Annotated in this window: 18 protein-coding genes; 10 read left to right on the top strand and 8 right to left on the bottom strand. The window is 51.8% G+C overall.

Annotated features, from left to right (window positions below; translation table 11 throughout):
• Window positions 1-38 precede the first annotated feature (38 nt).
• Window positions 39-899, top strand: a complete 861-nt coding sequence (locus LCH85_20805; GenBank protein ID MCA0354440.1) for a bifunctional 5,10-methylenetetrahydrofolate dehydrogenase/5,10-methenyltetrahydrofolate cyclohydrolase — start codon at window positions 39-41, stop codon at window positions 897-899.
• On the opposite strand, the gene LCH85_20800 is transcribed toward LCH85_20805, so the two are convergent.
• The 4 genes from LCH85_20800 to LCH85_20785 form a co-directional block, all read right to left on the bottom strand.
• Window positions 896-1,489, bottom strand: a complete 594-nt coding sequence (locus LCH85_20800) for a hypothetical protein (GenBank protein ID MCA0354439.1) — start codon at window positions 1,487-1,489, stop codon at window positions 896-898. The genes LCH85_20805 and LCH85_20800 overlap by 4 nt on opposite strands.
• Before the next feature lie 95 nt (window positions 1,490-1,584).
• Window positions 1,585-3,477: a peptidoglycan DD-metalloendopeptidase family protein gene (locus LCH85_20795; protein MCA0354438.1), complete on the bottom strand. Its 1,893-nt coding sequence runs from the start codon at window positions 3,475-3,477 to the stop codon at window positions 1,585-1,587.
• A 114-nt stretch (window positions 3,478-3,591) separates the two neighbouring features.
• Complete coding sequence (locus LCH85_20790) at window positions 3,592-4,806, bottom strand: glycosyltransferase family 4 protein (GenBank protein MCA0354437.1); 1,215 nt, start codon at window positions 4,804-4,806, stop codon at window positions 3,592-3,594.
• A gap of 92 nt (window positions 4,807-4,898) precedes the next feature.
• Complete coding sequence (locus LCH85_20785) at window positions 4,899-5,918, bottom strand: polyprenyl synthetase family protein (protein MCA0354436.1); 1,020 nt, start codon at window positions 5,916-5,918, stop codon at window positions 4,899-4,901.
• 126 nt (window positions 5,919-6,044) lie between these two features.
• Here LCH85_20785 and LCH85_20780 point away from each other — a divergent pair, with 126 nt between their 5' ends.
• A complete protein-coding gene (locus LCH85_20780) occupies window positions 6,045-6,467 on the top strand; it encodes a BlaI/MecI/CopY family transcriptional regulator (protein ID MCA0354435.1) in 423 nt (140 codons plus the stop codon).
• 70 nt (window positions 6,468-6,537) lie between these two features.
• Here the strand turns inward: LCH85_20780 and rimO are convergent, their stop codons facing one another.
• Window positions 6,538-7,947, bottom strand: coding sequence for a 30S ribosomal protein S12 methylthiotransferase RimO (gene rimO, locus LCH85_20775; GenBank protein MCA0354434.1), 1,410 nt, complete (start codon window positions 7,945-7,947; stop codon window positions 6,538-6,540).
• A 117-nt stretch (window positions 7,948-8,064) separates the two neighbouring features.
• On the opposite strand from rimO, the gene LCH85_20770 reads away from it, so the two are divergent.
• The gene (locus LCH85_20770) at window positions 8,065-8,604 is read left to right on the top strand and encodes a GNAT family N-acetyltransferase (protein MCA0354433.1); all 540 of its coding nucleotides are present in this window, start codon (window positions 8,065-8,067) and stop codon (window positions 8,602-8,604) included.
• Here the strand turns inward: LCH85_20770 and LCH85_20765 are convergent.
• A complete protein-coding gene (locus LCH85_20765) occupies window positions 8,601-9,227 on the bottom strand; it encodes an MBL fold metallo-hydrolase (protein MCA0354432.1) in 627 nt (208 codons plus the stop codon). The genes LCH85_20770 and LCH85_20765 overlap by 4 nt on opposite strands.
• A 205-nt stretch (window positions 9,228-9,432) precedes the next feature.
• Between LCH85_20765 and LCH85_20760 the strand changes: the two genes are divergently transcribed.
• The 3 genes from LCH85_20760 (at window position 9,433) to LCH85_20750 (ending at window position 12,620) form a co-directional block, all read left to right on the top strand.
• Window positions 9,433-10,524, top strand: a complete 1,092-nt coding sequence (locus tag LCH85_20760) for a 6-phosphofructokinase (protein ID MCA0354431.1) — start codon at window positions 9,433-9,435, stop codon at window positions 10,522-10,524.
• A gap of 177 nt (window positions 10,525-10,701) precedes the next feature.
• The gene (locus tag LCH85_20755; GenBank protein ID MCA0354430.1) at window positions 10,702-12,084 is read left to right on the top strand and encodes a glycogen synthase; all 1,383 of its coding nucleotides are present in this window, start codon (window positions 10,702-10,704) and stop codon (window positions 12,082-12,084) included.
• Between the two features lie 17 nt (window positions 12,085-12,101).
• Entirely contained in the window at window positions 12,102-12,620 is a 519-nt protein-coding gene (locus LCH85_20750; GenBank protein MCA0354429.1) for a GTP-binding protein, read from the top strand.
• Window positions 12,621-12,642: 22 nt separating this feature from the next.
• Here LCH85_20750 and LCH85_20745 read toward each other — a convergent pair whose 3' ends face one another.
• Window positions 12,643-14,796, bottom strand: coding sequence for a hypothetical protein (locus LCH85_20745; GenBank protein ID MCA0354428.1), 2,154 nt, complete (start codon window positions 14,794-14,796; stop codon window positions 12,643-12,645).
• Between the two features lie 441 nt (window positions 14,797-15,237).
• Here LCH85_20745 and LCH85_20740 point away from each other — a divergent pair, with 441 nt between their 5' ends.
• Window positions 15,238-16,551 (top strand): hypothetical protein, encoded by a 1,314-nt coding sequence (locus tag LCH85_20740; GenBank protein ID MCA0354427.1) that lies wholly within the window; start codon window positions 15,238-15,240, stop codon window positions 16,549-16,551.
• A 103-nt stretch (window positions 16,552-16,654) separates the two neighbouring features.
• Window positions 16,655-17,017, top strand: coding sequence for a DUF1294 domain-containing protein (locus LCH85_20735; GenBank protein ID MCA0354426.1), 363 nt, complete (start codon window positions 16,655-16,657; stop codon window positions 17,015-17,017).
• A gap of 199 nt (window positions 17,018-17,216) precedes the next feature.
• Here the strand turns inward: LCH85_20735 and LCH85_20730 are convergent, their stop codons facing one another.
• Window positions 17,217-18,386, bottom strand: coding sequence for a hypothetical protein (locus LCH85_20730; GenBank protein MCA0354425.1), 1,170 nt, complete (start codon window positions 18,384-18,386; stop codon window positions 17,217-17,219).
• 359 nt (window positions 18,387-18,745) lie between these two features.
• Between LCH85_20730 and thrC the strand changes: the two genes are divergently transcribed.
• Both thrC and LCH85_20720 read left to right on the top strand, forming a co-directional pair.
• A complete protein-coding gene (thrC, locus tag LCH85_20725; protein MCA0354424.1) occupies window positions 18,746-19,819 on the top strand; it encodes a threonine synthase in 1,074 nt (357 codons plus the stop codon).
• 147 nt (window positions 19,820-19,966) lie between these two features.
• Window positions 19,967-21,403, top strand: a complete 1,437-nt coding sequence (locus tag LCH85_20720) for an aspartate kinase (GenBank protein ID MCA0354423.1) — start codon at window positions 19,967-19,969, stop codon at window positions 21,401-21,403.
• The last annotated feature ends 100 nt before the right edge of the window (window positions 21,404-21,503 follow it).

The raw sequence follows: 21,503 nt of genomic DNA, 5'->3' as shown, positions 1-21,503 counted from the left end.
CGGAGCGCAGGCTCCGCCTTTTATTTGTAAAGGATGTTATGACAGCGCTTTTGCTTGATGGTCGTGGGTTGGCCAAGGAATTGAAGGCTCAAATTAGCCAACAAGGGGCTGAATTCAAAGCTCGCACTGGTTATGCTCCCCAATTGGTGGTGATTCAAGTGGCGGGTAATGCTGCTTCCGATTGGTATGTGCGTTCAATTCGGCGTTCATGCGAAGGGGTTGGCTTTGGCTTTGCCCTGCAACGCTTGCCAGAAACCTGCGATCAAGCGACCTTAGAAGCGGCAATTCAACAAGCCAGCAACGATTCTGCGATTCATGGCATTATCATTCAAATGCCGTTGCCTAGCCAACTCTCGGCTGATGGTGCGGTAGCCGCGCTCAATCCCCAAAAGGATGTTGATGGGTTGCACCCGACCAACGCAGGCCGCTTGGCTCAAGGCTTGACCGCGCTTGTGCCCAATACGCCTGCTGGTGGCATGGCCTTGCTCGATCGCTATCAAATTAGTCTGGCTGGCAAGCATGCGGTGGTGGTTGGCCGCTCGAATGTGGTCGGCAAACCGCTGGCTCAATTGTTGTTGGCGCGGCATGCCACCGTCACGATTTGCCATTCACGTACTGCCAATTTGGCCGAGGTTATTTGCCAAGGCGATATTGTGGCGGCGGCGGTCGGCAAGGCTGGCTTGGTCACTGGCGAGATGCTCAAACCTGGCGCAGTGGTGCTCGATTTTGGCATCAACGAAGTGGCTGAAGGCCAAGTGGTTGGTGATGTTGATTGGGAAAGTGCCAGCAAGGTTGCGAGCGCAATTACCCCGGTACCAGGCGGTACTGGCCCGGTCACTAATATGATGTTGCTGCAAAACACCTTACAAGCTGCCCAATGGTTGGCTGATCAAGCCTAAACCGCAGTTAGGCTGAGGTTTTCTTGGCTGGCAATAATTAAATCGTTTAGTTGTTGCCAGCGCTCAGCCATTTCGTGGGCTGGCAAGGCTGGTTTCTGCCAATCGGCGACACATGTTTGGCGATAATTAAGCCCTGCCTGCGCGATAACCCACTGCTCGTAGGCGGCAATCCATGTGCAACAATGACCGAGCAAGCTGGTCATACACAGCCATTCAGCCCAAGTATGCGGCGCTCGAACGGCTGGAATTTGGCTGAGCGACCAAACATCACACAGCGGCGCTGCCCGCTCAATCAATCCAACTTGCAGTTTATCGCGGCGCAAAAACAGGCTTGGCGCATAGCCATCGCCATACCACAAACCCCAACCCCACAAATCCAATCTCGCTCCACAGCTCAATTGAAAATAATAATTGCTACTGCCCCGTTGCTCGGTAGGCACACGGCTGCGCGTTGCGCCATATTCCAGCAGCAAATTGCCTGCGCTACGCCGCACATCGTGACCCCAACACCAACATTGTTGCTCGAATAGTGGTCGGCCTACTTGATGCACAGCCTTGGGCAATTGATAATTTGGGCTATTTTGCTTCATATTGATACTGTATATCATTATAGAATTGCCAAAAAAGTGGCCGCGCTTTGCACGACCAGATTATTGATATAATGTATCATTATTGAAGCGGATTGTCAATCGGCAGGTAGCCAAACGGTTGTGCCAACCCAAATCCCTTGGTCGGCCATGCTGGTTTCGTTGCTTAGCTCGACCTTGGCCGGTTTGCTAGGGTCAAAGGTGTACGTGCCAAGATCGGCCCATTCGTTGGCATACACAAACTGATTGACCACCACATCGCTGCGACCTTCGGCATGTTCAATCACATAATGGGCGGCGACTGCATCATCGTGGCCGTTGTAGTAGTAGGGAATATAGGTCAATACGCGGTAGCGCCCAGCGCTGGGAATGCTGGTTTGCCAAGTGGCGGTGCTTGGTGGCTGGCTGGGGGTTGGTTGGGGTGTCGCAACGCCTGCCAAATCCGAGATCGTATCGGTCAGAGTTTCAGTGCTGGTCATGGGAATTTGCGAGGTGATCCAAAGCGTTTCGCCACCAGCGCCAATCGGGGCGTTTTGCCAATTGCCCTCGCTGCGGCTAAAACCTTGGTCGCTTGGCCGAACCGCGATGGTTTGCCCAAGATCGCAAGGATTCGGGCGATCGGCCCAAAGCCAACGCGAAGCCGTGCCAACCGGATAACTGCTCCAGGGGTCGGGTTCGCTTGAGCACCAACCATACGGATCGGTGTTGCGGCCAAGATACTGGGTTTGAAAGTGCAAGTGTGGGCCGATCGCACAGCCAGTTGAGCCAACAATCCCTAATTGTTCGCCGCCTTTGATGGCTTGGCCAAGCTCGACCGAAATTTCGCTGAGATGCCAATAGAGCGTGCGATAGCCATTGCCATGATCGAGCACCACGCCTTTAGCTGGCACACCGCAACCATCATCAGAGTTGCTGGCCCAAACCACCGTGCCATCAGCGGCGGCAACCACTGCTTCGGGCGGTCGTGCACCATAATCCCAGCCATCATGACCATCGTAGGAAATTTGGGTTTCGCGTCGTCCCCACCAACTCACCAAGGATTGATTGGGCGTTAGAAAGGGATATTCGTGATCAAAAAATGAGGTGATATAGGTGACATTGCGTAGCGGCCAACGTAAAAATGGCGTTGCTGGCGCTGGCACTTGGCCCAACGTTTGGCGGGGATCTTCGAAAAATTTGCTGTAAGTTGCGACAAAACTGCCATCGCTGAGCACTTTCGCCAATTCTTCGGGAGTCATGGTTTGGGCTAACATCCGCACCACAGCATACGAGCTAGGGTTTAAACCAGCGGGAATTGGGCCTTTGACATCTTTATCGCGATATTGCAACTCAGTAACGTAGGCGAAATCGCGCACGCCACGCCGCAATTCGCGGGCGGCCCAACGAATTTGGCCATGCAAGCCGCGCCACTTTTCATCCTCACCCTGATATTTCATGGCCCAATCGAGTTGATCGGGGTTGGGAGTTGGATTGGTCAGCAGGCCTTGTTGAAATTCGAGCAAGGCTAGTAGCAACTTGGGATTAAGACTATACAAATAAGCTTGGCCAACCACAACCTCGGCCAGCGATAAATTGCGATCGCCAACTGTTACCAAAGCGGCTTTGAGCGTGCCAGGCTGCGCATCTAGCAGAGTTTGAATATTGGCGACGGTCAGATTTTGCTCGGATGTAAAGCGAATATCATCGATAATCGTCGGCGCTTCGGCGGCGCGAGGCAAAACTGTGCTCACCTCGACCAGATTTTGCGGTTCGATCGCTGGGGGCAAGGTTGGTGGTGGTTGCTCAGCTTGGGTGCGGTCGTCCTCGGTCACCGAATCAACAGGCCGAAAAATCAAGCGCCCAGTTTCAGTGGCAGGTGGGGCGATCCGTAGCACCAGCGTCGTTAGCACCAAACTGATGATCAATGTGCTGAACAAAGCCCAGAGGCGTTGTTGATCGCTTTGCAGCCGATTGCGTAAATCGAAATAGCGTTTGGGGTTAAAACGTTGCATAATCCTCACCAAGCATTCGCCACGTCAGTATAGCAGATGTCGAATGCTTGGCGGACAGCATGAGCCTTGATCTTCGTGCTCTTCGTGGTCTTCGTGGTTCCGTCTCTCTGACCCCTAGCCGCTGAATGCTGACCCCTCATCATGCTCGTGCTTGGTTTGCTGCGCGTCGAGCAATTGTTGATAGAGCGTCGTATGCAATTGGGCAATGGTTTCCCAGCGGAATGAGCAGGCGATGCGTTGGCCAGCTTGGCTCAATTGTTGGCGTAATTCGGGGTTGGCGGCGATTTGCTCAACCGCTAAAGCCAAATTAATTGCATCATCTGGCTCGACTAACAGCACATCACGTTCATGGCGCAGCGAAGGATCGATTGGCACATGCGGTGGAGTGGTGATTGTTGGCACACCATGGGCGAGCATCGCCAACAAACTACCACGGCGATATGATGCACCATCGCTAAATGGCAGAGCCGCGCAATCGAGTGCTTGCAAGGTACGGGAAACCTCGCTAGCACTCAGGTAGCCCGTCCAATGGATACGCTGATCAAGCTCGAGGCGGCTGATCGTGGCGCGTAACTGTTCAGCGTAGGTTTCATCTTCGGGCGTGCCTGTGCCACCGCCGATAATCACGAGGCGGGTGGTTGCTGGCAAATATTGCAACGATTCAACGATGGTGTGCACGCCTTTGGTGCTATTGAGCAAGCCAAAATAGCCCAATAACAGCGTTTCGGGGTTGGCTCCCAACTGCTGGCGTAGCTGCTGGCGGTCGGCTAATGGCGCAACCTCGATATTCGCGCCAATTGGAATTAAGTGAGCTGGCGGCTCCAATGGCTGGGTCAAGGTATAAATATCGGGATTGCTGCTGGGTGCATCGCCAGCCAAGCGCGATTCATCCTCGGCATTGGTAACCACCACGGCATGAGCATTTTCGATCAGCAGACGGGTAACATAGCGGCGCAACGGCGCAACTTTAGGAGCCAAATAGGGCATACGCAAATCGTGCAGGGTTACGACACTTGGCACCGAGAGCGCCGCAGGCAGCAAATTGACCGCAGGCTTCATCTCGTATGCGCCAGTCTGATATTGAATATGCACAATATCGGCCTCGAATTGCTTGGCAGCGTTGCGCACATCCTGATGCAGCTTACGGCCCCAGCCGCGCACCCTGCGCCAAACCAGCCATGGCTCGCTTTGTTCAGCACCTTCGCCAGCAGTGAGCACACAAACCTGACAGCCGAGCGCGGTTAAGGCTTCGGCTAATTTGGCAGTGTAATCGCCAACGCCCCCAGGTTGGGGCAAATATTCGGCTGTTAGCAACAATATTCGCATCATGTATTCTCGGTGGCTAGCAGCAAGGCCGTAGCCCAACCTTTACTCCTTGGTTAGCAGATTGCTGGGCTAGACCAGCAGCGCTGATTGCCCAACTATTTCACTCGTCCCAATAATTGTTTGGTTAATGCATGCAACTCGGCGATTGGCTCGGCCTCGCCTTGTAAATCGGCTAAGGCGGCTAAAGCTTGCTCGTGATAGAACTTGGCTACGCCAGCAGTATAGCCTTGTGAGCCAGTGCGCTCTAAAATTGTCAGCACAGTTTGAATATCGCTGGCTGCAAGCTGTTCTTTTTGATAAATCGCCGCCAGCTTGCCACCATCCTCAGCATCGGCATGAGCTAGAGCATGAATAATCGGCAGGCTTTTTTTGCGGCCCCAAATATCGTGAGCATCGGGCTTGCCTGTTACCGCTTCTGCGCCCCAAATGCCGAGCATATCATCTTCGATTTGGAAGGCCAAGCCCAAGGCTTCACCCCAATTATACAGGGCGGCGGCTTGTTCGCGGTTGGCATTGCCCAAAATTGCCCCTAAACCAGCCGCAGCGGCGATTAATGCCGCCGTTTTGCGGCTGATCATCGCCAAATAATCGCCTTCGCTAATGTCGAGGCGTTGCTCAAACGACATATCGAGATACTGGCCTTCGCACAAACGAATAATTGTTTGATTAAAGCGCCGCGCAATTTCGACCACGACCGATGATTCGACCCCAACTTCTGCCAAACGAAATAATGAAAGCTGGGCAAGCGTAAACATGCCATCACCAACATTGATCGCTTGCGGAACTTCCCACAATTTCCACACGGTTTCGCGGCCACGGCGAGTTGGGCTGTGATCTTCAATATCATCGTGGATGAGCGAAAAATCATGTAAAAGCTGAATCGCGGCAGCTAAAGGCTCAGCCTGTTGGGGATCGCCGCCAACCGCAGCACAGGCGAGCAAACAAAAGCGTGGGCGCAACAACTTGCCACTATCGGCTTGGGTTGGCTCAAGTTGAGCATTACGCCAGCCCAAATGATATTCCTGCATCTCATAAAACATAGTTACGCGGGCATCGGCAGGTGGGAAGGCACTCTGCATCGCTTGGCGAATCGATTCGTCAGAAATTTGTTTCATAGTAACCTCGTACTACGTAATGTCTTTGTAATCTTCAGATCTAGTACCGATTCTTGCAAGGGCGTACACTCAAGGCAGCTAAGAACAACCCGTTGCACCAGATCTCAATCAAAGAAGGAGCCGATGATGAGTTTGAAAATGCGCTTTCGTTTCAGCCCAACCCAAGATGGTTTGGTAAAAGTCCTTGGCCCGTTGGAAACCGAAATTATGGAATTGTTATGGAAAGAAACTCAAGGCACGGTTAAGCAAATTCATCGTTCGTTGCAACATCGCCGCGATATTGCCTACACGACTGTGATGACCACGATGAGCCGTTTGGCTGAAAAAGGTATTTTGCACCGCACCCGCGATGGTTTGGCCTATGTTTATAGCCCTGAATTAAGCCAAGATGAATTTGTGCAAATGGTTGTGCAACAAGTGCTCGATGGCTTGCTCGATGATTATCCTGATTTGACCCTGAGCTATGTTGTTGATTATTTGGCTCGTAACGATCCAACTCAACTTAAGCAACTCAGCCGCGATGCGCAAAATCGCTATGCGCGGGTCTAAGTTCCCTCACCCCAACCCCTTGCCCACTGCGGCAAGGGGCTTTTTATTTTGAGCTAGGGGAGAAGTTTGCTTAGACGATCTCGCCCCATAGGTCGTAATCGGTGGTTTTGTTGATAGCAATATTGGCAAATTGACCAACATCGGCAGCGCCATAGCCAAAGACCAAGCCATCAACTTCGGGGGCATCGCGATACGAACGCCCAACCACAATCGCTCGGCCATCATCATCAGTGCCAGTGCCTTCGACCAATACCTTCATGGTTTGGCCGACAAAACGCGCAGTGCGAGCACGCGAAATCACTTGTTGCACCGCCATGGCTTCGTTCCAACGCCGCTCTTTGACCCGTTCAGCTACTTGATCAGGCAATTCGCCAGCAACTGTGCCTGGCTCTAGCGAATAGCGGAACATCCCCACCCGATCAAATTGCATTTCTTCGAGGAATTCGAGCAAGGCTTTGAATTCATCGCGGGTTTCGCCAGGATAGCCCACAATAAACGTTGTACGTAGTGACAAATCGGGCATGGCTTGGCGCAACGAGTTTACAATTGCCTTAGTTTTATCGGTGTCGGGTGGGCGGCGCATGCGGCGCAAGGTATCAGGGTGGGCATGCTGCAATGGCATATCGACATAATGACACAATTGTGGCAGCCGCGCCATGGTTTCGACCAAATCGGGCGTAACCGATTGCGGATATGCGTACATCAGCCGAATCCAGCGGTCGGCTGGCACAACTGCGGCCAACTCTTCGAGCAAAACCCCAAGGCCATTTTGTTTCATGCCCAAATCGCGGCCATAATCGGTGAGGTGCTGGGCGACCAAGATAATTTCTTGGACTCCCGCCTCGACTAACTCGCGGGCTTCGCCTAAAATCGAGCCAACCGCCTTCGAACGCATATCGCCTTTGAACGATGGAATTGTACAGAAGGCACAGCGCAAATTACAGCCATCGGAAATTTTGAGATAGGCTGAAGGGCCGCGTTTGTTGCGGGTAATCGCGGTTGTGCGCCAATCGCCATAGGCTCCGAGGCTATCGCCAGTTGAAGCAGGTGTGAGGCTAAGATTAAGCCCAGTGCTGGGCATCGCGCTTGGTGCACCGCCCATCAAGGGAATGCCAAAGCCTGTGGTTTTGCTAGGCGCACTGCTCCCTGCCACAACTGAACCGATGCGCATCCATTCTTTGGTGCTGAGGGTGGCATCGAGCTTGGGCACGCGTGAACGCAAGACATCGCCATGGCTTTCGGCCATACAGCCAGCCGCAATTAATTTTTGGCCTGGCGCTTTGTTGTTGGCTAGCTCTTGCAACACGCCGACGGTTTCTTCGCGGGCAGCGTTGATAAACGAACAGGTATTGACGATCACCACGTCGGCACCATCGCTGCTATCGACGGCGGTGTGGCCTTCGCGCGTCAGAATGCCATGCATGCCTTCGCTATCGACGGTATTTTTCGGACAGCCTAAAGTAATGATATGAAACTTCATGTGTTGTATAAACTCGATGAGGCAAGCCTCGTTGATTAAACATTAAGATCGATGTGTCTATTGTACCAGTAAGTTTCAGCTTCGGCTGTGATTGAACACCAAAAAAAGTGAGGCTTCATGAACGAAATTCAATTGCGGCAATTAAATTGGCCGCATGATCAGGCGGCGATTGGCTTGCTCGACACCAGTTTTAGCACTACAACGATCTATCAATTGCACCAACGTGAGTTAACCATGCGCTTGGGGTTAGTCGATTTGGCTAGCCCGTTTGAAAAGCATTACGATTTGAGCGAGGATTATGCGCGTTTGCCGCAGCACGATTGGGTACTTGTGGCCGAAGCTCAAGCTCAGGTGGTGGGTTTGGCGGCAGTCGAATATCAACAATGGAATCGACGGGCAGTGCTCGAACATTGCTATGTCGATCGGCGTTATCGTGGGCGGGGCTTGGGCCGACAATTGCTCACGGCAGCGATCGCGGCGGCGCGGCAATTATCGGCACGTTGTTTGTGGCTCGAAACTCAAACGACTAATCCATCCGCAATTGCGTTTTACCGAACAGTCGGCTTCGGTTGGTGTGGCAGCGATTGGCAATTGTACGATCCTTCTGCGCTTGACCCGCGCGAGATTGCACTGTTTTTTAGTTACGACCTCACCTAGCTTGGGTCATCGGGGCAAAGTTTAACCTGTTGGCTGGCATAAATCAGTGGCCGCATTGGGCCATGGCCTGGGTAGAGCCACTCCACGCCACGTTCGCGCAAGGCCTGAAAACTGCGTTCAACCAAGGCTTGGCTCTCAGCATCGGCGGCATAAGGTTGTAAATCGCCAGTAAAAGCAATACCCTGATCGAGCACTAAACTAATGCTATCGGCTGAGTGACCTGGTGTGTGGATGATCTCGCCAGCGATGGCGATTGAGTCTAACCATTCGCGGCTTTGCGCAGTGGTGATGACGGTGGTATCTTCGGGCGTAATCGGCTGATAGTTCAGTTCGGGCTTGATTAAACTTTTGAGCAAGGGAATGGCTGGTTGTTGTTCTTCAACCACAATCAGCTGAATGCCCTTGGATTTAAGTTCTTGTACCAAACCAGCGTGATCGGGGTGATAATGGGTGATCAGCATGGAATGAATTTGCGCTAAATCCACGTCATGTCGTTTGAGTACGGCCATAAATTTGCCCCATGTGCCTGGCCAGCCAGCATCGACCAACAAAAAACCATAGGTCGAGCCAACCAGATAATAATTGGTTGAATCGTAGCCAACATTTAGAATTCCAAATGGCATTGGTTTGCCTCCATAAAACGAATTGGTTTTAGCCTAATCCTGATTAAGTTGATCGTAGTCGGTCATGCGACTGATTAAATCGGTAACTAAACCATAACCATGGGTCGTATGAATATTCCTTGCCAGAGCCAACCTGATAGTGCTAGGATAGCCATAATTAATCGGGCTTGATTTCATGCAGATATAGATATTAAGGAGTTGTGCCATGGCCATTCGCAAAGTTGCAATTTTAACCAGTGGTGGCGATGCCCCAGGCTTAAACGGTGTTATTCGAGCCTTTGTAAAATCGGCAGTGCTAGAACATGGCTGGGAAGTCGTTGGGATTGAAGATGGTTTTGAGGGTTTAGTTGGTACGCCGCGCCTGCGGCCTTTAGGATTGAAAGAAGTGCGCGGGTTGCTCGGTCGCGGTGGCACGATTTTGGGCAGCACCAATAAAGGTAATTTTGGTTGGCACAAAAATGCCGATGGCGAGCTGGTGCGCAACGATGCATCCTACCAAGAATTTGTGGCCAATGCCAAAGCTGAAGGTATCGATGCAGTCGTGGTCTTAGGCGGCGAAGGCAGTCAATCGATCGCCCACGATTTGGGTAGCTTTGGTTTGCCAGTGGTTGGCGTGCCCAAAACTATCGATAACGATTTAGTCGGCACTGACCAAACCTTCGGCTTTGATACAGCGATTGGGGTTGCTACCGATGCCCTAGATCGCTTGCACACCACCGCCGAAAGCCATGATCGGGTGATGGTGCTTGAAGTCATGGGTCGTCATGCTGGCTGGATTGCCTTGCACGCTGGCTTGGCTGGCGGAGTCGATGCCATCCTGATTCCTGAAATTCCCTTCGATTTACGCGCCTTGGCGCACAAAATTGGCGAACGTGATGGCGTTGGTGCTTCGTTTAGCATCATCATCGTGGCTGAGGGTGCAATGCCAGCTGGCGGCGAGGCAATTTACCAACGTGAAGGCTTGCTCGGCGGGATCGGCTATTACGTTGCCAATCAATTGGCTGAATTAACTGGCAAAGATACCCGCGCAGTCGTGTTGGGACATATTCAACGTGGTGGCTCGCCTACGCCAATCGATCGAATTTTGGCCTCGCGCTATGGGGTTGGTGCGGTTTGGGCCATCTCCCAAGGGCGCTTTGGCCAACTAGTGGCAATCCAAAACGATCAATTGATCACCGTGCCATTGCTTGAATGTGCCAACAAAATTAAGCCAGTGCCAGTTGATGGCCAAATGGTGCGAACTGGCCGCTCGTTGGGCATTGTGTTTGGTGATGAAGAACAACGAATTAATCAATAGTTTTAGGAATGGGGTTACGGGTGTGATTGCAGGGCGATCATGCCCGTTTTTGCGTTAATTTCAGGCTATTTTTGGCTCATGGCACAGCAAAAGCACTCTTCTATCAAGCCAACTGAACGAGTATAATGCAGGCAAGCACAGGATGCCCTTTCCTGTCGCGAGCGCAAAGGGGCTACCATGAAGGTCTTGTTTCTGGCAGCGGAAAGCGTTCCATTTGTCAAGGTCGGGGGGTTGGGTGATGTGGCGGGTGCATTGCCAGAGGTACTTCGTCGGCGAGGACTCGATGTTCGGCTGGTGATTCCGCGATATGGTACGATTGACCCTTTGCGCTGGAATTTAGGGCAACTCCGCGATAATTTTCCGGTTGGTTTGGATTGGCGTAGCGAAGAATGCCAACTTTGGGCAACTGCCGATCAACAAACTTGGTTTATTGAAAATCAATATTTCTTTGGGTCGCGCACCACGATTTATGGTCATGGCGATGATGATGTGCGTTTCGCCCTCTTTTGCCACGCTGCCTTAGAAGCCTGTCGCCAAATGAATTGGTGGCCCGATGTGATCCATGCCCACGATTGGCATGCGGCTGCCGCAATTCGGATCGCTTGGGGCAATGCAGCTCGGCCAGCCTTAGTCTTTACGATTCACAATTTGGCGCATCAAGGCCGCTTTGCCAACGATGCTTGGCCCTTGGTTGGGGTCTACGATGCCTTTGGCGAATTGAATCTGATGGAGCAGGCGCTCTATACCAGCGATGTGATTACCACCGTTAGCCCAACCTATGCCGATGAAATCAAACGATCTGAATATGGCTTTGGGCTAGATCATATGCTGCGTGAACGTTCGGATCGCTTGGTTGGCATTTTGAATGGAATCGATCCACGCCACTTTGATCCGGCAACTGATCAGCATATTGCCCAGCAATTTAGTGTTGATGATTTGGCGGGCAAGGCTGTCTGTAAAGCGGCATTACAACGCGAAGTTGGCCTGCCAGAGCGGGCCGATGTGCCGTTAGTGGCGGTTGTTTCACGGCTTGATAGTCAAAAGGGCATTGATCTGATTGTGCAAGGCTTAGGTCGGATTATTGCTGAAACCGATGCCCAACTAATGGTACTTGGCTCAGGCTATGGCCCCTATGAAGATGCCTTCCGCGATGCCAGTCGGTTTGTGCCTGAACGGGTGGCAAATTATATTGGATTTAATGCACCCTTAGCACAACGGGTGTATGCTGGAGCTGATATTTTTCTCATGCCCTCGGCCTTTGAGCCATGCGGTCTGAGCCAAATGATCTCAATGCGTTATGGCACAATTCCAGTGGTACGGGCAACTGGCGGCTTGGTTGATACCGTGCCCGATATGAGCCAACCAGAAGGAGTTGGCGTGGTGTTTAGCGATTACAACGTTGATGCTATGCTGCATGGGCTAGGCCGAGCGTTAGCCGCCTATCGCTACCCCAATGATTGGAGCTATTTTGTGCGGCGGGCCATGACCCACGATTTTAGCTGGGATACTGCGGCAACCCGCTATGAAGATGTTTACCGTTGGGCGCTGAGCTTGCGCTAAATGAAAGGAGCATTCCTGTGGAAACATTTAAGCTCGTGATCACCGGAGCCTTTAACACGGGCAAAAGCACCTTTATTCGATCATTATCGGATATTGCCGTTGTCGATACCGATAAAGCCACCTCATCGCCCGATGAGCAACGCATCAAGTCCAATACCACCGTGGCAATGGATTATGGGCGGGTGGCGCTCGATGATTATACTTTGCGTCTGTATGGTACGCCTGGCCAAAACCGTTTTGAATTTATGCGCGACATTTTAGCCAGAAACATGAACGGCTTTTTGGTGCTTGTCGATCTCTCGCAACCAGCCACGATCGACGATGCAGCGGCAATTTTGGCCCAATTTCGCGATCATGGTGAAGTGCCGTATGCGGTTGTGGCCAATAAAAGCGATTTAAACACCGTCATTAGCCAAGCTGATCTGCGCCAACAACTCGGTTTGAATCCCGATATTCATATTTATTTGTGCACCGCGACTGATAAAAATTCAGTGCGCGAGGTAGTGCGCCGCTTTTTGCGCGATGCCCACAAGTGATCCAATTAACCTTGCTAACTCGCTAAGTCTCTTGATTTAGGCTTGGCGAGTTGGCTCGCCCCAACCACCTCCAAATTGCCAAAACTCCAGCAGTACTGCCCAATAGCCCCAAAAATACCCATAAACTACGCCCTTGAAAATTACTTAGTTGGCTGCCAAACCAACCATTGCGCATCAATAAACCAAGCCGTGAGGCCTCTAGGGGTTGGTCGGAGAGCAAAATGGCGCTGAGTGGCAATTCGGCAATCGCTGGATAACCCCGTGGAATCGCATAGGTGATGTAGCGTGCCATCAAGGCGAGATTCCAGCCGACTAAACTTGCGATTAAGCCGATTGCTGTGCTTGGCCAGCGTCGCCAACGGTGTAGCAGGGCTGCCACGCCCCAAGCCAAACAAGGCGCAAGCGTGGTCAAACGGCGTAAACCAAAAGCTCCACTGCCATGCCAATCAGGCAAACGCGAAATATAAATCAAATAAATAATGACTGCCGCCAGATATGGCCAAGCTTGCCGTTGGCGAATGCTCAAGCCTAAGCCAACCAACCCTAGCAGATAGATTGGTGTCCACCAGAGCATGCCGTACAGCGAACCAACCAGCATTGGCCAAAGTTGGCTGCTGCGCGGCGTGGCAAAATTGCCACCTTGCGGTATTGTCAGCCACTCGCCATACAGTAAACGCCACATCGCCAACTGCGGCAACACCACAAGCAGGCCAGCGAGCGCGGCGATGCCAAGGCCTTTGATTAAATTCGGCCATGCTAGGCGTTGTTGGCCAACTAGCAACGGCCAAAGCAGCAGCGCTGGCAGAATCAGCACCAATGCGCCAATCCAATAGCTAACGATGGTTGCGCCCATGCTCAAGCCCAGTTGCGCCCAACGCCCAAGGCTTGGTTGTTCGCGCAAACGCATACTGGCAAGCGCCATCAAACTGACGCAGGCCGCCGAAAGGCTGTGGGCATAGGCTCCTTGAAATAGACTGTAATAGAGCAAATTGCTAGCAAGATAGATGCTGATGGTGGCTAGGGCGGCGATTTTAGGGCTAAATTGGCGGCGCAGCAGTGCCTCGCAACTCAGGATGAAGATTAATCCAGCCAAGGCGCTGCCCCACGTGGTCAAAGCAAGATACGGTTGACTATAGCCATCGCTGGGCCAACCACCGAGCAGGGCAATGCCATGGCCGAGCCACCACAACGGGGCGAACGCCATGGCTGGGCCAACGCTCCAAGGATTGGCGGCGTAGCCCGTTTTGGTCAATTTCACCCCAGTGTTGATTTCTAAGGGAGTTTGGCTAAACTCGTTGCTAAAATCAAAATCGTGGTCGATGCCCGCCGAACGCAAATAGGCGTAATAACCAACGCCATCATATTGCACCGTTGGAGTCCACAAACAGAGCGTTGTGATCAGCCAAATCGCCACTAATAGCCAGCGCCAATTAACTGCTCGTGGCCAACGCTGCCAAATATGGTATGCGCCAACGGCCAAGGCTGCCACCAGCAACAATTGGCTGAGGCTGTTGATCGCCGCCCGATTGAGCCAATTGCCTGACCAAGCCAAGGCCGCCAAGCCAAGGCTCAAGCCGCTGCCAGCGAGCGCTAGCCAATGCCGCGCCAAGCCAAGGCTAAGCAATAGCACCACGCCACAGAGCAAGGCCAAATTACCGGGATTAAACGGCGTAGCATCAGGTAAAGCCGCCCAGCCCTTTGAACCAAGTTCTTGCCAACTGAGGTGGCTGAGCAGCAAACCCAAGTTGCGCCCATTTTGTTGGCTTGGCTGATTGCGCAATTGCAATTGTTGTATATCGGCTGGCACAAATAGGCTGAGTTGGCGGAGCTCAGGTTGCAACGCTAGGCTCAGGGCTTGAGTTTGCTCGAATTGTAGGCTGGTTGGGCCAAATGGGGCTAAATATTCAAGCTGAACTAGTCGAGCATGGTTGCTGGCAGGCCAGAGTGGCACGTGCAAATTGCCATTGCTCCAGCGGTAGTTGCGGGTAGTCGGGCCTGTTGCGCCTGGCAAGCTGCTTGATTGCTCAAGGCCGTACAAGCCGCCAACGCTGGTTGAAGTATGCTGCAACACATTGGCCGAGCGGGTTGGTTGCGCATTCGCCCACCAACCAATAATCAGCCACAACAGCAACAACCCTCCAATATTGCCCCAGCGCGAACGCAAACCACGCAACATAATCCACCTATCCACAGACGATGATTGGCCTAGTATAGCCGATTGTTGCTTGGGCCTGGGTTATGGGGCAATGCTTAGGCTATAGTGGCAATAGTTGAGTTATTTAAGCGGAAAATTAAATAATAAAGTCGATTTTTAATTAACCACATAAAAATTTTGATAAAACTGAAATAGTAGATTTAATTACGCAAAATAACTATCTATTTAATTAATATTCTACTAATAGAGTACTATTTGCATTTATGCCACCTTACGAAGAACCTTACGGATCGAATTAGTACCAGTACTACCAATATCTAGTCCTCTTACCCCAAAAAGATCACGCTCATGTTGAACTAGCGATGACAGTTTGATGACATTATACTAGCTAGTAGCACGGTTTATTTTTCTATTTTAATTATTTTATTATTTCTTTAACTATTTTTATTGTAAGGAGTTCTTATGACCCCGACACTGCGACGATGGACAACGCGGGTTGTGCTACTTGCAACAATTTTGGTGGCAAGTGGGCCAAGTGCCAGCTTTGCCAATGTGAGCAAAGGCGTAGAATCAGTCAGTGTTGAGACAGTCGTTGAACCAACGGCAGAACCAACCGCAGCTCCAACGGCTGAGCCAACGGCAGAACCAACGGTTGCGCCAACGGCAACTACAGCCCCAACCGCAGCTCCAACCGAAACCGCAGCTCCAACCGTAGCTCCAGTCTGTGACCCAAAGGCTGATCTTTCGGGTTGGTTCTCAAGCAATAACGTCGGCAAAATTTGGAATAAATCAACTACCTGCTCCTACGATGTAGGTATGGCTTCGTATCAAAAATTTGATGAAATCATTGATCATCAATTGATTTATTCGTGGGCAATTGGCCGAGTTGGCCCAAAAACAACTGTTTCTTTAAGTGTTGCAGCGCCTGAATGTGCTGCCCAAATTGATGTGTTCTATGGGCCTGTATTGCACTCGCTCGATGGTCAACGCTATGGCGAGCGCTTGCTCTCATCTCGCCACCTTGGCGGAACCAACTATTGTGGCGTAACAACTCCAACCAACACACCAGAACCAACGGCTGAGCCAACAGTTGCCCCAACCAATACACCAGAACCAACAGTTGAGCCAACACCTGAGCCAACCAACACGCCAGAACCAACAGTTGAGCCAACACCTGAGCCAACCAACACGCCAGAACCAACGGCTGAGCCAACGGTTGCGCCAACCAACACGCCAGAACCAACGGCCTACCCAACGCCAACCGCTGTGCCAACCGCGACCAAGACACCAGTCCCAACCGCGACTAAGACACCAGCGCCAACGGCAACTAGCACGCCAGCGCCAACCGCGACCAAGACACCAGCGCCGACTGCCACCAGAACACCAGCGCCAACTCCAACCAGCACGCCTACTGGTAAAGATTGTACCTATACCCAAGGCTACTGGAAGAATCACCCAAGTGCTTGGCCAGTTACTAGCTTGAGCATTGGTGGTGTGGTTTATAGCCAAAGCCAATTGATGGCAATTTTCAACACCTCGCCACGTGGTGATGCCACCTACATCTTGGCTCACCAATTGATCGCCGCCAAGTTGAATGTTGCTCAAGGTGCTAATGGCAGCACGGTTAATGCAACGATCGCTGCTGCTGACGCTTGGTTGCAACAATATCCATTGGGCAGCAAACCAAGTGGCGCAGCTTCTAACACTGGCACAAGCTACGCCACCCAATTGGATAACTTCAACAATGGCGTAATTGGCCCAGGCCACTGCGACTAAACTCAACCCTGAATAATTGTTCAAACGGCGACGATCTAGCATTTCTAGATCGTCGCCGTTTTTCGTTATAATAGCCTGCATTGTTTGTGATTGAGGTTGAACAATGGCACAACGTGGGCGAATTCCAGCAGGTTTAGGCCATTTTTTGGTGGCGTTTGGGCTAGGCGCAGCATTTAATATAGGCGTTAGCTATGGCCTGATTGGCCTAATCGTCATTTCATTCATCACGTTAATTGTATTTATTGTCGATAAACAAAAATCGCGTGGTCGTGGCCGCCGAATTGCCGAGAGTACGCTATTGTGGTTTGTGGCCGTTGGTGGAACCTTAGGCGCTGTGATTGGCATTTGGTTTTTTCGGCATAAATCGCAAAAAACTACGTTTCTGCAAGGTTTTTGGCTAATTGTTAGCTGCCAAGTTGTCGGCTTGTTGGCAGTTGGCTTGGTGCGTGACCTGCTGTTAAACTGAACCGTAACCGCGTCTCACAGCTGGTAATGCAGAGGCACAGAGCTACAGTATTAATAAATATCAAGTATCAAACTGTACGGTCTACCACAGATTCAAAAGCGTTGCCACACACGGCATTATGTTCGTGTGAAATGGGAAGGGAACCATGGCCCCAAAGTTTCCCTTCCCTCCCCATCGCGTTCTATCACCATGCGGACAATTAGCGCTCAGCGGTGTGCTGGGTGAGCCACATGGCAAGAGCCTCTCGACTATCCGGCATACCAAACCAGGCTGAGAACAGGGTGGTCGGAATATCCCAGACGCGAGGGGTATCCACCAATGCCTGTACCAGATCGCGTCGGAATGAAGATCGTTCGTGGATAAGAGATTGTGGGCGGTAGCGAAAAGCACGTTCGTCATGCCATTGAACAAGTGAAAGTGAGATTTTTCGCCAAGAGGCAGCAATCCCGTCACCAGAAACACATGCACAGATCATGATGGCCATCGCTAGCAAATGGGCCTGTTCGGCACTGATGTCTGGCCGTATTACTGCTGCAAGAAGCGGCTCTGGGGCAAGTCGTGAGAGATCACTTAGCAGAGGTTCAACCGTTGCGATATCATCGTATCCATCTGGGAGTCGCACATGCTGGGTCTGGGCAAGAAATGTATCGAGCAAGAGTCGTGTGATCTCATGCCAAAGACTAGCATGTTGCCGCATAGAATGATGCGCATGTTGTATCTCGACAGCCGCTTGTGCCGCAGCTACGCGCACTTCCATAAGCGGGTGACGGAAAATGAGGTCGTAGAACATGGGAATCGGATCAAGTCTCACAAAGTCTTTCCAGCCCATCGAATCAGCGAGTAGGCGTTTCACGCTCTGACAGAGTTCGCTTCCAACCCCAGCATCTATTTCGCGGGCCGCGTGATTGAGCAGGATCGACACAATCTCATGGCGATCCTCTGTGAGATAACCAAGCAATCTGGCAGCGCCCTGGCGTACAGGAGCATCCGCATCGCTGAGCAGGGTGATTAAGATTCCTCTGCGTTCTTTGGCCATGGCATAGATAGCAACCTGAATGCGCTTCATCGCAATCGTGCCCCAAGAGGTAAGCATCCCCCAGAAGGGGCCACCCAAGGCCATCATAAGTTCCGAGCGATCGGGAGTATCCGGATTGCCAAGGATGTCTAACAAAAAACCTACAATTAGTGGTGTCGTATCATAATACGAGCCAAAGTCTTGGCCATGACCAAGCAGAAAATTTCGGGCGTATTCTCGAACCGCAGGATCACTAGCGTTGAGATCTCGGAATGCTTGGGGAATCCTCTCAGGCCGTTGATAGATATGCGTACCAATCGTAGACCAATCAATCTCGTTGGGGGTCGGGCGCATTAATACCTTTTTTCAGGATCTATGAAGTGTATAAGCACAAGTATAGCACAGATGTGGGGATAATCAATTAGCGAATGGTGGGCATTCCGCCGACGGCATGTCCACAAACAGCGCATCAGCTTGTGACTAATACCAAGATCAAATGAAATGTACATCAGGGATTAGAACTCTGAAGATTATTCGTGCAATTCGTGGCTAAAAATCAGTCTTTGTGTTCTTTGTGTGCTTCGTGGCTAAAATAAAGTAGCCAATCTTCAGTAACTAACTCAACAATAATCTAAATATGTTATAATCAGCGCCATCGGCGATGATGCCCTTTTCCGCATTGGGAAGGGGCTTTTTTGTAGGACACACCAGCTATGAGTCAGCTAACCACCCATGCTTCGGCGGTGCCATTACTCGAACGCTACCGCCAATTTTTGCCGATCACTGCCCAAACGCCTATTGTCACCTTGCACGAGGGCAATACTCCGTTGATCAATGTGCCACGCTTGGCTGCCCATCTTGGGGTGCGCGAATTGTGGCTCAAATTGGAATCCATGAATCCAACTGGTTCGTTCAAGGATCGCGGCATGGTCATGGCGATTGCCAAAGCCCTCGAAGCTGGCAGCAAAGCCGTGGTCTGTGCTTCAACTGGCAATACCAGTGCTGCCGCCGCTGCCTATGCCGCTCGCATGGGCATGGAATGTGTGGTGGTCGTGCCTGCTGGCAAAATCGCCTTGGGTAAATTGGCTCAAGCCTTGATGTACGGAGCCAAACTCTTGGTGATCGAAGGCAATTTCGACCAAGCCTTGGATATGGTGCGCGTGTTGGCCGAACAACATCCAATTACTTTGGTCAACTCGGTTAACCCCTATCGCTTGGAAGGCCAAGCAACCGCTGCCTACGAAATTTGCGATGTGCTCGGCGATGCACCCGATTATTTGGCCTTGCCAGTTGGTAATGCTGGCAATATTTCGGCCTATTGGATGGGCTTCAAACGCTATTACGAAGCGCATCGCTCGGAAAGCTTGCCCAAAATTTTGGGTTTTGAGGCAACTGGTTCGGCAGCGATCGTGCGCGGTGAGCCAATTGCCTATCCTGAAACTGTGGCAACCGCGATTCGAATTGGCAATCCGGCTTCGTGGCAGTTGGCAGTTAATGCTCGCGACGAATCGGAAGGCACGATCGATCATGTCAGCGATGAAGAAATTTTGGCGGCTTGGCGCGATCTCTCGGCACTCGAAGGCATTTTCTGCGAGCCAGCTTCGGCAGCAGGCGTTGCCGGCATTCGCAAGCTTTTGGCTGCTGGCAGCATCGATCCCAATGGCCGTTTTGTGGCAGTATTGACTGGCCATGGCTTGAAAGACCCACAATTGGCAGTCGAGCAGTTCTCGGTTCCACAGGCGATCCCTGCTGAATTGAGCGCTGTGGTCGCCGCCTTAGATTTGTAGTGGCGCGGTGAGAGCGAGCAAGGTTTTGACGCTATTGATTTAGCCACATTCAGGCTTTTGAGCAGCAACTTAATTGCTGGGGGCAAAAAGTTGTTGAGTTGTTGCTCGCCTGCAAGGTGGATTCAATTTTTTCATTTGGAGCACGTTATGCGTTTGCTAGTGACGAAATTTGGTGGTACGTCGGTCGGTTCAGCTGAAGCTATTCGTGGCTTAACTGCAATCACTACCACTAATCGCACTACTTGGGATCATGTTGTTGTGGTGGTGTCGGCCCTCAGCGGTGTCACCGATAAATTGTTGAATATTGTGCGGGTTGCCCAAACAACGGGCGATGCTGCTGCGGTTGCTAGGCTGCACGCCGAGTTGCGCCAGCGCCATCATGCTGTGATTGGCGAGTTGCTCGATGCTGAACAGGCCGCAATCCAAACCGAAATTGATGGCTTGCTCGATGAGTGTGCCCGTTTGTGCGAAGGTGTGCGGGTTTTGGGCGAATTGACTCCGCGCACGCTCGATGCGATTGCTGGCTTGGGCGAGCGTATGAGCGCCCGCATCGTTGCGGCAACCTTGCGCCATCTAGGCGTGCCAGCTCAGCATTTTGATGCTAGCGATTTGATCGTTACCGATGATCGTTATCAAGATGCTTCGCCGTTGATGCCCGAAACCACCGAGCGCACCACCGCAACCCTTGGCCCAATCTTGGATCAAGGAATTACGCCAGTGGTCACAGGTTTTATCGGCGCAACCTTGGCGGGCGTAAAAACGACGCTTGGTCGTGGTGGCTCCGATTGGAGTGCGGCGATTTTGGGCGCGGCGCTCGAAGCCAGCGAAGTTTGGATCTATACCGATGTTGATGGAGTGATGACTGCCGACCCACGGATTGCTCCCGATGCCCATGTGATCAGCACGCTTTCCTACAACGAAATTAGCGAATTGGCTTATTACGGCGCGAAAGTGCTGCACCCCAAAACAATTCGGCCTGTGGTCGAGCGTGGCATCCCCTTGCGAGTCAAAAATACCTTCAATCCCAGCCATCCTGGCACGGTGATTGTGGGTAAAACTGAGCCAATCGTTGGCGCAATCAAAGCAGTTACCGCAATCCATAATTTGACCATGATCACCGTGGCAGGCCGTGGCATGTTGGGCGTACCTGGCATCGCTGCCCGTACTTTTGGTGCGGTAGCCCGTGAAGATGCCAGCATTTTGATGATTTCACAAGCTTCGTCTGAACAAAGTATCTGTTTTGTCATCCCCGATGGCGGGGCAAAACGGGTGGTCGAATCGCTGAACCAAGAATTAGCGATTGAACTCGAACGCCGCGATATCGATACGATTGCCTTGGAAGAAGGTGTTTCGATCATTACGGCGGTTGGCGCTGGGATGCGTGGTACAACTGGCGTGGCCAAACGGGTGTTTAGCGCGATTGGCGATGCTGAAATCAATGTGATTGCGATTGCTCAAGGTTCATCCGAATGTGCAATTAGCTTGGTGGTTTCGGGCGATAGCGCCAAGGCAGGGGTGCGAGCGATTCATGCCCTGACCTACCGTGAAACGATCAATGCCCAACATCGCCCACCATGTGAGTAAATTTCAAGCCTCAAGCAAACTCGACCCTCGGTGCTTGCAATGCACCGAGGGTCTTTCTATGCCAATAAGTACAAAATCATGACTTTAGTCCTATACCTAT

The sequence above is a fragment of the Chloroflexota bacterium genome, from assembly GCA_020161265.1.
In the GTDB taxonomy this organism is placed as follows: Bacteria; Chloroflexota; Chloroflexia; order Chloroflexales; family Herpetosiphonaceae; genus Herpetosiphon.
Note: the sequence above shows the minus strand (reverse complement) of the source record. Positions and strands in the feature narration are given on the sequence as shown.